Here is a 13989-nt window from a genome sequence, read left to right on the forward strand (position 1 = left end):
TATATTATAATAGTTATAATAAATTATGATCTTATTATTTAGTCTTTTACATTTCTAATATAGCTTGTATTTGAGCTTTTACTTCTAGATTATCAGGCTCTAATTCTAATGCTTTATTGTATGATTCAAGAGCTAAGTCATACTTTCCTAATTCTTCTAAAGCAAGACCTTTATTAAAGTAAGCATTATAATCGTTAAGGTCTAACTCAATTGTCTTATCATATAACTCTAATGCTTGCTCATATTTTGCAAGAGTACACAAAATGTTTCCTTTATTGAGATAGGCATATGAATTATTAGGATTTAACTCAATTGCTTTATTAAAAGATTCAATAGCTAAATTGTATTTTTTTAATTTTGCTAATGCTATACCTTTATCAGAGTATGCAGTACTGTAATCAGGATTTAACTTAATTGCTTGAGTATATTTTTTTAACTCAAGTAAGATATTTGCTAAATTATAATGTGCCGCAAAATGACTCGATTCTAATTTAATTACTTCGTTATATGATTTAATAGCTAATATATATTTACCTAACTTTGCTAAAATATAAGCTTTATTATAATAGGCTGTTGGGTGATCAAATTTTATTTGAATTGCTTTATTAAAAGAATCAATTGCTAATTCATATCTTTTTAAGCTAGATAAAGCAGTGCCTTTATTAATATGCGATTCAAAATAATTAGGATTTAATTCTAGAGCTTTATTATATAATTTAATTGCGGTTTCATATTCTCCTAAATCTTCGAGTAATACTCCTTTATTAAAATATGCCTCTGCATCGTTTGGATTTCGTTTTATTGCTTTATCATATTTCTCTAGCTTTTTTTCATAATTTTCTGCAGAAGTATTATATTTCATACTCATCTATAATTTCATTCGTCTTAAATAATAATAAAAAAATTAAATATTATAAAGGTTATTTTATAATATTATAAATTACACTTTATAAATGATGTAACTCGTCTATAATAACTAATTAGTAATTTTAGTAATTAAGTTATTTAAAGCTCGATGAATAGGTCTAAGTTCATTTTTTTATCTGCTATTTCAGGTAATGTACTCGAATATTATGATTTTACGGTATATTCAGTTTTTTCGTTGATTATTGGACAAGTTTTTTTTCCAGGTGAATCAGAATTCATTAAAACTCTTCTAAGCCTTGGAGTATTTGCGGTCGGCTTTCTGACAAGACCGATAGGAGGTATATTATTCGGTTATATCGGTGATAGATACGGTAGACGTATCGCTTTAATAATCTCGATGCTAGGCATGACTATTCCGACCTTTATTATGGGTCTTATACCCTCATATGCAAGTATTGGGATTTATGCCCCTATAACTTTAGTTATAATGCGGCTTATTCAAGGTTTATGTATTAGCGGTGAAGGAACGGGAGCGGCTATTTTTATCCTTGAACATCGTCAAAACTTAAGAGCCGGTTTTACGGCAGGGTTAGTACATGGTTCAAATATCGCAGGTACTTTAATTGCAACATTTATCGGTATTATAATTGAGCGTTATTTTTCGCATATAGATTTTGCTTGGCGTTTTGCTTTTCTGCTTGGTGGATTTATGGGTCTTGCCGGATTTTACTTGCGATTACGTGTATCGGAAACACCGATTTTTAAAATGCTTGAGAAAAAGAAACAAGTTCTTAAAGCACCTTTTTCCAATGTAATTAGAACTGCTTGGAGATCGATGTTTTTAACTATGTGTATAGGTGCTATTGCTAGCAGTGTTATGTATTTAGTAAAAACTTATATAAATGTTTTCTATTATAATGTAATGCATCTTAGCAATACTATTGCTTTATCATATTTAGCGTATAGTTCATTTATTGCAATGATAGTGATGCCGCTTGCCGGCGGTACTGCCGATATTATCGGAAAATTTAAAATGGCAATGCTTGTTGGTACTGCTATTTTGATATTGATTTTACCGACCATGTTACTTATGTCAGCAGAAGAGATGTGGCAACAAATTATAGCTCTTACAATGCTTGGTATGCTCGCAGGAAGTATAGCAGGTACGGCTTATATATTCGTTATATCCTTGTTTACGGCAGAACAAAGATTTACCGGTGTTGCTTTCAGCTACAATTTTGCAATAGCGATATTCGGCGGAACTTCACCTATTATTTCTCGTTGGCTTGTAGAGCATACAGGCTTATTTTATGCTCCGGCTTTTTATATCATAATCATTGCTGCCGTATTTTTAGTGATTATGTATATGATGAGGAAAGTAATTAAATCGTTGCTTAATAATTATGAAAATAGAAAATAAAGAGATAGCTAGTAATTGGTTTACTGATTTACGTGATTTATTGTGCAAAGAATTTGAAAAAATCGAAGAAGAATATGCACAGACAAAAGGTTTAAAACCGGCTAAGTTTGTACGTACAAGCTGGCAACGTAACGGCGGTGGCGGCGGTATTATGTCTCTCATGAAAGGAGAAGTATTTGAAAAAGTCGGGGTTAATATATCTACCGTATTCGGTGAATTTTCTCCCGAATTCCGTAGTGAAATTCCAGGAGCAGAGCTAGACGGAAAATTCTTTGCAACAGGCATTTCATTAGTCGCACATCTTAAATCGCCACTAATTCCCGCTATGCATTTTAATACTCGTTATATAGAAACTTCTAAAAGTTGGTTTGGCGGCGGTGGCGATTTAACACCTTTTTATCCGGAAGAAAACGAAACTGCAAAGTTTCATACAGCTTTTAAAGAAGCGTGCGATAAGTATGATTTTAGCTATTATCCTAAATTCAAAAAGCAATGTGACAAATATTTTTATCTAAAGCATCGAAAAGAGCCGAGAGGAGTAGGCGGAATATTCTATGATTACTTAAATAGCGGTAATTTTGAACAGGATTTTGCTTTTACTCAGGATGTAGGTAGAGCTTTATTGTCGGTATATCCTGAAATCGTTAGAAGTAAGTTATTTTTACCTTGGACAACTGAGCAGAAAGAATACCAACTTATAAGGCGGGGTAGATATGTAGAATTTAATTTGCTATATGACCGCGGTACTAAATTCGGCTTAATGACCGATGGAAATGTTGAAGCAATATTAATGTCGCTACCACCTGAAGTAAAGTTTAATTGACTTTTTGGAAGTTATATATAGAACCATAACCGAAATAGTAAAACGCTACGAAACCTCTGTCAAAAGTAAGAGTATTTTTTACAAAACTGATGCAATCCTTAGCTTCTAGCATTATTGCGTGGATACCACCCTGTCATTGCGAGCAGGCATTGTTGTATGGAGCAATTTCACCTCTGTCATCCCGTGGCTTGACCACGGGATCCAGTTAAAATACTAAAATTATTAGTATTTGTTTATTATTTTTATGGACCTAGTTAGCAAGGGAACTAGGTGACACAGTGGGTTTTACCGGTCCACACAATAACGCCTCACGATCTATAACAAATTTTTTTACTTTGTAAGTTTAGGCGGTAAATAATTTTCTGTTGAGATTACTTTCTTACCGGTTTTATTTTCCAAGGCATTTTTAGCTATACCTCCTCCTATTTTACTTGCAATTTTATTTTCTTCCATGCCTGTTGCATTATTAGTTTCTGCTACCTGACGAATAGATAATTCAGCAAGAGCAGTAAAAATTAATTCTGCTTCATTCATGTGATCACGTAAATTTTGATTTTTTAAGCCCTTTATATTTTTGTGTTCTTTAATGCTTATACCTGTCCATTCTTGATGAATAATATTAGTTAATATAGCAAATTCACTCTCTTTCGTTACTTCATGATTTTTCCACAATAGTCAGTTAATTTATTTCGTGTTTCCTGCCCCATCATACGTTGCTGAATCCACTTCTCACTACGCCCGTATCGTTTCCAATTATCCCTTGCTCTATCAATTGACTTTTCCGGATCAGAAATTTCTTGAATCCTATCATAACCGACTTTAGCAAGCCATTGTTTAAATGGTTCTGCTTTTGGAGATGGAATAGATTGTATAATACGAAGTAATGATTCTGTATTTGCACAATCTGTTATATATTTTTTCCCATCTGTGGCAGTTAATTTCAGTCTGTGACAATTTGTCACGACCTCACTTTCTTCTTCGTTTAACCGTTGCTTTAGTTTTCTCCAATAAGCTCCGGGGTTACTACTATCAGTCAATGCTCCTACTACATTAACTACTGAAAACCACCATTCATTATTATGCAAAATTCTTCTAATGGTTTTATCTTTAAAAATTACTAACTTATTAAGTTCATCACTATTATTCATAATGTTCCATATTATTTTTTATGAATTATAAATATTCTAAATAAATTTTATAACTTATATTAGAAACAAAAAATCTTTTAGATAAATAAACTATTAGTTTAAAATAAAATAAGTTATAGATTGACTTTTAAAGGAAGTTAGGTATAAATAAACTGAAATAGTAAAACACTATTTCGGGGGTTTCAAAGCCTTTTGTAAACGTGGTTGGTATCTACCATTGAATGATACCATCCTCAACTTTATTACGGTTGGGGTGATAATAGCATATGTCCAAGGTATAAAATTTAATTTTATACCTAAAAGCTATTATAAACTGTCGTTTACGGTTTCTTTGAACGCCCCCCGACCACCAAGGGTTTATTTCTCTTCGGTGGTTAAAACTTGAGCAATTTAAGCTTAATCAATCGGGAGTGTCCATATGTCCAACCAAAATACCAAAACCCTATCTGAACTCGTAGCAAAGTTTACTTCAAAAAAAATTGAGATAGCAGAGTTGCTAGAAAGACCTTTAAAAAAGAGAGATCTCAACGCAATAGAGAAACGCTTAGCAGAACTAGAAGCAATATTTGGTAGCTAAAGTATAAATATCATCGGTGAGCAGGCATTGCTTTCATTTATGTCATTCCTACTATTTAATATTTTAAGTTGTATTTATAGATACTATGGTCAAGCTATGGTATGAAAGGACAGGATAAATACTAGTCAAATGGTTTCACTATAACCATTATTACTGCAATAACCATACAAATAGCTGGAATCTCATTAACTATACGGTAAAATTTTTCTGAATGGACATTCTTGCAATTTGCAAAATCTTTTCGCCATCTTGCAAGTAAACCGTGAAATATCACTAAAATTAACACTGCAAACATTTTAACGTGAAACCAAGTATCAAGAGCAACAAACCCGTAAATATGAGCATTTATTAAACCAAATATAAATGTGCTAATCATTGCCGGATTCATAATGAACCTGAGTAATTTTAGCTCCATCACTTGTAAGGTATTATCTAGCTCACTACCTATTTTAGCTTTGGTATGGTAAACATATATTCTAGGTAAGTAAAGAAGCCCTGCCATCCAACATATAGCAGATATCAGATGGATTGACTTAAACCATAGATAGTAACTTGCCATTCTTTTCCTTATTAATTTGTTAATTTACATAAACATTTAGTAAATTCGTTTGGACATATTCTTGTACTAGAGTTACTCGTAACTAAGTTAGTATCAACCTTATTAATAAATTGTAGCAATATATTTGTCAAACTATTAATAAAAATTTTATTTGTTCCAAGTGTCGGAATTCGGATATATTGAATTTCATATTTATCTGCGATTAATTTATATTCAATATCAAGTTCTACTAGTGTTTCAACATGCTCGGATACAAAGGATATAGGTACGATAATTATGTCCTTTTTTAACTTTCCTGCTAGCTCTATTTCATCTTCCGTGTTCGGTTTTAACCACTCTATAGATCCTACTCTACTTTGATAAGTTATCTTATAATCTAGATCTTTTATATTTAATTCTTTAACTATTGCTTTTACTGTTTCTTTTATCTGAAAACTATAAGGATCGCCTGCTTTTATTATTTTTTCAGGTAACCCATGAGCAGAAAATAATATACAAAAATTTTTATCGTCATCGTATAGTTTTTCCTTAATTAATGAAACATGGCTTTTTATAAAATCTTCTTCTAGAGGATAACAACAAATTGTTTTAATTGGAATATCAATATCAAAGTTTTGTAAAAAATTTTTAACCGAAGATCCTGTCGTAGTACTTGAAAATTGAGGATATAGAGGCAATAATATTATTTCGCTTGGATTATATTTTTTTATTTGACCTATTATTTCTTTAGCAAACGGTGCTGAATATCTCATATTTATAAAAATAGCGAAATCTTCTTTTATGAGCTGCTTTAGTTTTTCGGTTAGTGCTAATTTCTGCTCCTCTGTTTCCTGAAGTAAAGAAGATTTACCACCGATTAAAGAATAAATTTTTTGAGATTTTCTCTCTCTAGTAGTAGAAATTATTTTTGCAATAATATAGCGTAATGGATTCGGTAGATTAATTATAGCTTTGTCATAGAATAAATTAAATAAAAAAGGTTTTACAGATTCAAGGTTTTTTGGACCGCCTAAATTAAAAAGTACTATTGCTATTCTTTTCTTCATATAACCTAACATATTCTGTCAAAAATTCTACATTTTCCGGAGGTGTTTCAGGCAAAATACCATGCCCTAAATTAAAGATAAAATTCTTTCCTTTCATTGTCTGAAGAATTTTATAAGCTTTTTCTTTGATAATTTCTTTATTAGTTAATAATACGACTGGATCTAAATTACCTTGTACTATTACTTTATCACTCCACTCTTTCATTTTTTCAAGAGGAACCATTTGATCTACGGCTAAAATATCTATAGGTACTTCTTTTATAAATTTTTCGTACAATAATCCCGCTCCTTTAGGAAAAGCAATTATAGGAATTTTTGGAAAAGCATCTTTTACTTTTAATATAATTTTTTTTGTCGGCTCTATTACAAATTCAGTAAACTCCTCTTCTCCAAGTACTCCTGACCATGAATCAAAAAGCTTTAAAACATCTGCTCCCGATTTTGCTTGATTTACAAGATGATCAGCTGTTTTTTCCGTAATAAAATTTAATAATTCTTTAGCAAGTATTTTATTTTCATATATAAATTTTTTGCTCGTTTTAAAATCCTGTTTTCCTTTTCCTTCTAGCATGTAACTCATCACTGTCCAAGGATTACCTACAAATCCTATTAAAGAAGTGGTAGAAGGCAATTCTTTTTTTACTTTTTTTATTATTTCATAAACTTTCTCTAATTTATTATTCAGATTGCTTTGTAGATATTTAAAATCTTCTTGTGATTTGAACTGCTTTAATATAGGTCCTATGTTTTCTTTAAAATCTACTTCCCATCCAAGAGCATGAGGTAAAACTAATATATCAGAAAAAATAATAGCTGCATCAAATCCATAACGTTTTATCGGTTGTAAGGTTACTTCCGTTGCTTTATTAACATCATAACAAAAATCTAGAAAATTTTTTGTTGTTTCTCTTACTTTTTTATATTCCGGCAAATATCTACCTGCTTGACGCATAAACCAAATAGGTATCTTATTACTATTTCCTTTTAATGGATTTATAATTTGCTTCATACTATTACTAAAAATATTAAATTAATAAATGTATTTATTATTTGTTGTTTATGTAAACAGAATTATGTAGATTAAATGTTTTAAACAGAGTTATCAACAAAATTTTCATTAAAATTTTCTTAAAAATATAGGTATTTTTAATTATTATTCACATAAGTTTATAATGAATTTATACAAGTGGATAATTAAGTGTAAAATTCGTTTATAGCTTAGAAAAGACTATTTTTTCAAAGGAAAATGAGATTTATTCACAATTTTATCCACAAACTATTTATTTAAAAGAAAATACACTAGATTTACTTGATTTAATAAGGATTTGAGGAGATTTTTAATAGATTTTAATAGGAAAAATAATAAGTTATTAAAAAATTTATCCACAATTACATGTGTAAAGTATGACAAAGCTAATTATTCACTTGGTTTCAGACTCTTCCGTGCAAACTGCAAAATATGCAGCAAATTCTGCTCTTGCACAATTTACTTCTGTAAAACCAAAATTATATCATTGGCCAATGATTAGAAATTTGGAATTGCTAAATGAAGTATTAAGTAAAATAGAATCCAAACACGGGATAGTATTATACACGATTGCTGCTCAAGAACTCCGAAAAGCTTTAACGAAATTTTGCTATGAATTAAAAATTCCATGTATTTCTGTAATAGGTAAGATTATTAAAGAAATGTCTGTTTTTTCAGGTATTGAAATAGAAAAAGAACAAAATTACAATTATAAATTCGATAAAACTTATTTTGATACGCTCAATGCTATAGATTACGCCATAAGACATGATGACGGACAAATGCTTAATGAGTTGTCGGAGGCCGATATAATATTAATAGGTCCTTCTAGAACTTCTAAGACACCAACTTCCGTATTTTTAGCGTATAACGGTCTAAAAGCTGCCAATATTCCTTATGTTTATAATTGTCCCTTTCCTGATTTTATAGAAAAAGACATAGATCAATTAGTAGTAGGACTCGTTATTAATCCAAATAGATTAATAGAGATAAGAGAAGATAGGTTAAATTTATTGCAAATTAACGAAAATAAAAGCTATACAGATTTTAATATAGTACAAAAAGAATGCTTAGAGGTTAGAAAAATTTGTGATCAAAGAAATTGGCCGGTAATTGACGTGTCAACTAGATCAATAGAGGAAACAGCAGCTTTAATAATGCGGATATATTATAATAGAAAAAATAAATATAATAAATAAAAAGATTTTCATTATTTACAAGTAGAAGCCTGTACTTTATAATTTTATTTATAAATATAGATGTTGTCCATATGGCTTTTATGTCATTCCCGCGTAGGCGGGAATCTAGGGTAAAGCGAGATAAATCGAGCTTTTCAAAAAATTTTAAAGTACTGGATTCCCGCTTTCGCTGGAATGACATAAAAGCCATATGGACAATACTACAAAAACACAGAGGATAAATATGGCAGATAACGTAACAGATAACTCTTTTAAAAAAGAAGTGTTAGAATCGGATTTACCGGTACTGGTTGATTTTTGGGCAGAATGGTGTGGACCATGCAAAATGTTAACACCGATAATAGATGAAATCAGTAAAGAATTAAAAGGCAAAGTAAAAGTACTTAAAATGAATATTGATGAAAATCCTAACATTCCTTCAGAATACGGAATTCGTAGTATTCCAACGATAATGTTATTTAAAAACGGTGAACAAAAAGATACTAAAATAGGTTTACAGCAAAAAAACTCTCTTTTAGATTGGATTAATAAATCTATTTAATAGTTATGTCACTTAGCCATTCAAAAGTATTTATAGAAATAACAAATGGTTATGTAGAAGGTATAGATACTCATAAAAGAGCTCAAGGTTTAAAGCATTTTTTCTTGAAAAAAGGGGTTTCTCTTTCTCCAAATATACCTATATTAAACGATATTAACTTTTCTTGCCAAGAAGGAGAAAAAATAGCTTTTATAGGAAGTAACGGTTCCGGAAAAAGCTCTCTTTTGAAGCTAATCGCCGGAATATATCCGTTAAAATCCGGTACGGTTAAAGTTCATGGTGATATTGCTGCAATTATAGATATGGGAGTCGGTTTTGAGCCGGAACAAACCGGTCGTGAAAATATAAAAATGTTGATGCTATATAATAATATGTTAGATAAATATAGCAGGAAAATTGAAAAGGAGATTATAGATTTTTCGGAACTAGGTAATAAAATCGACTTACCGATAAAAAATTATAGTTCAGGAATGTTATCACGACTTGCTTTTTCTGTATCAATATTTCAAAATCCTCAAATTCTATTACTTGATGAAGTTTTTGCGGCAGGAGATAGCCGTTTTATAGAAAAATCTCTTAATTTAATGAAAAGTAAATTTAAAAATACCCTTATTTCGATAATAGTAAGTCATCAAGAAGAAATTATAAAAGATAATTGCAACAGATGTATTTTATTAAAAGACGGTAATATTATAGGTGATGGTACACCATCGGAAATGTTTAAAATCTATAGAAATCGCACCTAATTTAAGGTGGTTTACTATATAACCAACAACAAGGAAATTCATAAATGATAAAGTATTTTTTTTCTAAAAAATACTGGCGGGCAATAGCATTACTAGTTAAAGCTTCTATAATTAGGCAAAATAAGGATTCTTTTTTAGGTTCTTTATGGGGTTTAATTCAGCCTTTTATTCACATAATGGTAATTTCATATTTTTTCGGTTTTTTATTAAGACAACCGAGAGAATTTATGGTAATGAACTTAGTCGGCGGTATTCCTTTATGGAGTTTTATAGTAAGCAGCCTAACGATTTGTTCAAGTTCTTTAGTTACACGTGATCAAATAATAAAAAAAGTTAGAATTTCTAAGACTTTTTTTCCTGTTGCGGATAGTTTAGGGCAATTATATACTTTAATTTGCTCATTTTCGGCAATGTATTTTGCTTTTATTTTATTATTTCCGGAAAAATTTTCTTGGCAAATAATATTTATGCCGATATTAATTTTGCCCTTAATAATATGCGTGATTAGCGGTTCTATCGCAGTAGCATTTTTAACGCCGTATATTCGAGATATTCCACAAATGTTGAGTGTTATTCTTGGAGTTATTTATTGGAGTATACCGATAGTTTATCCTTATTCACTAATTCCGGAATCTAAAAAAATATATTTTGAATTTAATCCGTTCTTTTTAGTTATAAGACCCGTACAAGCGTTGGTGATTGACGGAACATTACCGGATATGATGCTGATAGTTAAGTCTATTATAGTTACATTTATTACTGTTTGTATCAGTTATTTAATTTATAGACAATTTTCTAAAAGAGTTATTTATTACTTATGAAACTTGGTTTTAATCTAGATTTTAATGAATTAGATTTAACCGGACTTAAAAAATTAGATCAAATATTTTTAGATTATCTCTTTAAAGCCGATAAATCTCTGCATAAAGATTTAATATTATTTAGATCGACTCCTCTCTCCATTATTCCACTAGATTATTCCGAATTTTTGCTAAAAATTTCCCCTCATTTAGACGATTTTTTAGCAGAGTTATTTTGTATTTCAAAAGAAGTAACGATATCAAGGTTAAAACATAAAGATTTTGATATTATTTATGAATGTAAAAGAAAATTTGTTCAGCGTGTTGCTGTAAAAAAATACCCACCGGAAAAAATAAAAGATATTGATTTTGAAGATGTGTATTTAAAGCTAACTGATTTAATAGGTACGAATTTTACCTCTAGAGAATTTGCCAAACAAATAATTATATGGCAACAGGATGAAGAGAATTTTGTCACAGAATTAGATGTAGCCGCTAGGTATGCAGCGTGCCGAGTGTCATCCTGCGGCTTGACCGACACAAATCGTCATTGCGAGCGACTGCAAGAAGCGTGGCAATCTCATAAAAATGTCCTGAGATTGCCGCGTCGAGGCTTCGCCTCTCCTCGCAATGACGGGAAAGTTGATTCTGTGGCAAGGCCACGGGATGACACTCTGTTTTCACAGGATAACATCCTATTCAACCTCCCTCAAAAACTAGATAAAGAAAATCTAATAGATAATAAAAAAATATCTAAATATCAAAAGAATCAGCGGTTAGATTTTGACTATACAGATTCTTTTTTAAATTTAGATGAAGCTTTAAACGATTCTCATTATTGTATTTATTGCCATAAGCAGGATAAGGATAGCTGTTCTAGGGGGTTAATGCAAACCCAAGTTCGTCATTGCGAGGAGCGAAGCGACGTGGCAATCTCGTCAAATCTCCTGAGATTGCCACGCTCCTTTCAGTCGCGTAGCTCAGACGGTTTAAAACAAGGCTGCCCTTTAAAGCAAAAAATTTCTGAGATGAACTATGTTAAGGCACAAGGCTTTAACTTAAGTGCTCTTGCTATTATTGTTATTGATAATCCGATGGTAGCGGCAACGGGACATAGAATTTGTAATGATTGTTCTAAAGCTTGTATTTACCAAAAGCAAGATCCGGTAAATATCCCGTTAATAGAATCAAATATTTTAGAAGAAACGCTTAAATTACCTTACGGTTTAGAGATATATCTACTTCTTACTCGTTGGAATCCGCTTAATATTTATGCTCCGCTTCCGAAAAAGCCTACTAATTATAATATTTTAGTTACCGGTCTTGGTCCTGCAGGTTTTAGTCTTAGCTATTATTTATTACGGTCAGGTCACAATGTCACAGCTATTGATGGCTTAAAAATTACCCCTTTACCTTTTAATATTCATAAACCTATAAAATTTTGGCATGAATATAAAAATTTGTTATCGGAAAGAATACCGAGAGGATTTGGAGGAGTAGCAGAATATGGGATTACCGTTCGGTGGGATAAAAACAATCTTGATATATTGAGATTAATACTCGAGAGAAATAATAATTTCAAATATTATGACGGAGTAGCTTTAGATTTTAATATAACGAAAGAACAAGCTTTCGATTTGGGTTTTGACCATATAGCTTTTTGCATTGGAGCAGGTCAGCCGAAAATTTTAGATATAGAAAATTTTGAAGCTAAGGGCGTAAAAACGGCTTCTGATTTCTTAATGACTTTGCAAAGCGGAGGAGCATTTTTAAAAAATTCTAATACTAATATGGTAATTAGAATGCCGATTGCGGTAATAGGCGGCGGTCTTACTTCCTTAGATGCAGCAACAGAAAGTTTATATTACTATAAAAAGCAAGTAGAGGAATTTGCCGAAAATTATATAGAAAAAGATTTAACAGATGAAGATAAAGAAATAGCTGAAGAATTTATTGCTCATGCAAAATTGTTTAAAGAAGCTAAGAATAATGAAGAATTAAGAAAGGTTTTTAATAAGCTTGGAGGAGCTACTGTTTATTATCGTGGAAGATTGCAAGATTCGCCGGCATATAAATTAAATCACGAAGAGCTAATATATACATTAGCACTCGGTGTTGATTTTAAAGAAAATATGCAGTCTTTAAGGATTAATGTTGATAAATACGGTCATGTGGAGGGGGTGGAATTTAAGACTCGTCATTGCGAGCAGTCAAAGACTGCGTGGCAATCTCAGGAGTTTAGCTTAACAAGATTGCCGTGTCAATGCTACGCATTTCCTCGCAATGACGTTAAAGCTAAAACCGTGATTATGGCAATCGGTATAGAAAATAACACTCAATTTGATGAGAATAAATATAGTTATTTCGGTGATTGTAATCCTAAATATTCGGGTAGTGTAGTGAAAGCTCTTGCTAGTAGCAAAGAAGGGTATGAGGCTATTAATAAAAGACTTATAAATAATGCCCCTAGCTTTAAAAATAGTTATAAAGATTTTTGTACACAGCTTGATTATTTGCTGACTTCTAGAGTTAATAAAATAAATATTTTAGATAATAAAACTTTTGAACTTATAATTCACTCACCGCTTGCTGCTAAAAATTTTAAGTTCGGACAGTTTTTTCGCTTACAAAATTATTCTGAAGATGCTTCTAAGTTAATAGAGCCGGTAGCCTTAAGCCCTACAGATATTGATGTAGAAAAAGGTTTAATTAGCTTCATAATTTTTGAAGTCGGTAAATCTACTAGCTTATGTAAAACATTATCCGAAAATGAGAAAGTAGTTTTAATGGGACCGACAGGTTCGCCATTAGAAATACCTCAAAATAAAAAAATAGTTATTGTTGATTCCGAAGTAGGTAATATAGGCTTATTAAAAGTTCTAAAAGAAAATAATAATGAAGTTATATTTGTTACCTATCCTGATATAAAAATCCGTAAATTAGTTTCAGTGGATATAGTAATAATTAATGCTTCTCCTGACATAATAGAAGAATTGCAAAGTCTAAAAAATGAAATATTCGGTGAAAATACGGAGCTAATAGTTAGCGTTAATTCATCGATGCAATGTATGATGAAAGGAATCTGCGGACAATGTATACAAAAGGTTAAAGAAGAGCAGAAATATATTTTTGCATGTATTTGTCAGAATCAAAAAGCAGAAATAATTGATTTTAAGAGCTTAAAAACTCGTTTACGCCAAAATTCTTTACAAGAAAAAATTAGCAGCTAATTCATC

14 protein-coding genes are annotated in these 13989 nt (G+C 30.9%); 8 read left to right on the forward strand and 6 right to left on the reverse strand.

All coding sequences use genetic code 11. The features are described from left to right. Positions 1-46 precede the first annotated feature (46 nt). Positions 47-862 (reverse strand): tetratricopeptide repeat protein, encoded by an 816-nt coding sequence (locus ACE38Q_RS06245; protein WP_500190538.1) that lies wholly within the window; start codon positions 860-862, stop codon positions 47-49. Between the two features lie 153 nt (positions 863-1015). Here ACE38Q_RS06245 and ACE38Q_RS06250 point away from each other — a divergent pair, with 153 nt between their 5' ends. Continuing rightward, the gene (locus tag ACE38Q_RS06250; RefSeq protein WP_500190540.1) at positions 1016-2287 is read left to right on the forward strand and encodes an MFS transporter; all 1272 of its coding nucleotides are present in this window, start codon (positions 1016-1018) and stop codon (positions 2285-2287) included. Beyond that, positions 2271-3110, forward strand: coding sequence for an oxygen-dependent coproporphyrinogen oxidase (gene hemF / locus ACE38Q_RS06255; protein ID WP_500190542.1), 840 nt, complete (start codon positions 2271-2273; stop codon positions 3108-3110). The genes ACE38Q_RS06250 and hemF overlap by 17 nt, the downstream gene beginning before the upstream one ends. Before the next feature lie 330 nt (positions 3111-3440). Here the strand turns inward: hemF and ACE38Q_RS06260 are convergent, their stop codons facing one another. Further along, on the reverse strand, positions 3441-3782 hold the full coding sequence (locus ACE38Q_RS06260; RefSeq protein WP_500190545.1) for a hypothetical protein: 342 nt from the start codon (positions 3780-3782) through the stop codon (positions 3441-3443). Next, positions 3761-4258, reverse strand: a complete 498-nt coding sequence (locus ACE38Q_RS06265; protein WP_500190548.1) for a BRO-N domain-containing protein — start codon at positions 4256-4258, stop codon at positions 3761-3763. The genes ACE38Q_RS06260 and ACE38Q_RS06265 overlap by 22 nt, the downstream gene beginning before the upstream one ends. A gap of 418 nt (positions 4259-4676) precedes the next feature. Here ACE38Q_RS06265 and ACE38Q_RS06270 point away from each other — a divergent pair, with 418 nt between their 5' ends. Next, a complete protein-coding gene (locus ACE38Q_RS06270) occupies positions 4677-4835 on the forward strand; it encodes a hypothetical protein (RefSeq protein ID WP_500190550.1) in 159 nt (52 codons plus the stop codon). Between the two features lie 121 nt (positions 4836-4956). On the opposite strand, the gene hemJ is transcribed toward ACE38Q_RS06270, so the two are convergent. From hemJ to hemE, 3 genes are read right to left on the reverse strand one after another with little or no spacing between them, the layout of a single operon-like run. Continuing rightward, complete coding sequence (hemJ, locus tag ACE38Q_RS06275; protein WP_500190552.1) at positions 4957-5394, reverse strand: protoporphyrinogen oxidase HemJ; 438 nt, start codon at positions 5392-5394, stop codon at positions 4957-4959. Between the two features lie 11 nt (positions 5395-5405). Further along, positions 5406-6452, reverse strand: a complete 1047-nt coding sequence (hemH, locus tag ACE38Q_RS06280) for a ferrochelatase (RefSeq protein ID WP_500190555.1) — start codon at positions 6450-6452, stop codon at positions 5406-5408. Continuing rightward, positions 6409-7449 carry a uroporphyrinogen decarboxylase gene (hemE, locus tag ACE38Q_RS06285; protein WP_500190557.1) on the reverse strand — a complete coding sequence of 347 codons (1041 nt, stop codon included), beginning with the start codon at positions 7447-7449 and terminating at the stop codon, positions 6409-6411. Before hemE ends, hemH begins: the two co-directional genes overlap by 44 nt. 395 nt (positions 7450-7844) lie before the next feature. Here hemE and ACE38Q_RS06290 point away from each other — a divergent pair, with 395 nt between their 5' ends. The 5 genes from ACE38Q_RS06290 (at position 7845) to ACE38Q_RS06310 (ending at position 13983) form a co-directional block, all read left to right on the forward strand. After that, positions 7845-8666 (forward strand): pyruvate, water dikinase regulatory protein, encoded by an 822-nt coding sequence (locus ACE38Q_RS06290; RefSeq protein WP_500190560.1) that lies wholly within the window; start codon positions 7845-7847, stop codon positions 8664-8666. Between the two features lie 223 nt (positions 8667-8889). Further along, positions 8890-9207, forward strand: a complete 318-nt coding sequence (trxA, locus tag ACE38Q_RS06295; RefSeq protein WP_500190562.1) for a thioredoxin — start codon at positions 8890-8892, stop codon at positions 9205-9207. Between the two features lie 5 nt (positions 9208-9212). Continuing rightward, a complete protein-coding gene (locus ACE38Q_RS06300; RefSeq protein WP_500190565.1) occupies positions 9213-9953 on the forward strand; it encodes an ABC transporter ATP-binding protein in 741 nt (246 codons plus the stop codon). Positions 9954-9997: 44 nt separating this feature from the next. After that, the gene (locus tag ACE38Q_RS06305) at positions 9998-10774 is read left to right on the forward strand and encodes an ABC transporter permease (protein ID WP_500190567.1); all 777 of its coding nucleotides are present in this window, start codon (positions 9998-10000) and stop codon (positions 10772-10774) included. Then, positions 10771-13983 carry an FAD-dependent oxidoreductase gene (locus tag ACE38Q_RS06310; RefSeq protein WP_500190571.1) on the forward strand — a complete coding sequence of 1071 codons (3213 nt, stop codon included), beginning with the start codon at positions 10771-10773 and terminating at the stop codon, positions 13981-13983. Before ACE38Q_RS06305 ends, ACE38Q_RS06310 begins: the two co-directional genes overlap by 4 nt. Positions 13984-13989 lie beyond the last annotated feature (6 nt).

It is taken from the genome of Rickettsia endosymbiont of Thecocarcelia acutangulata, from assembly GCF_964263195.1.
Taxonomy (GTDB): domain Bacteria; phylum Pseudomonadota; class Alphaproteobacteria; order Rickettsiales; family Rickettsiaceae; genus Rickettsia; species Rickettsia felis.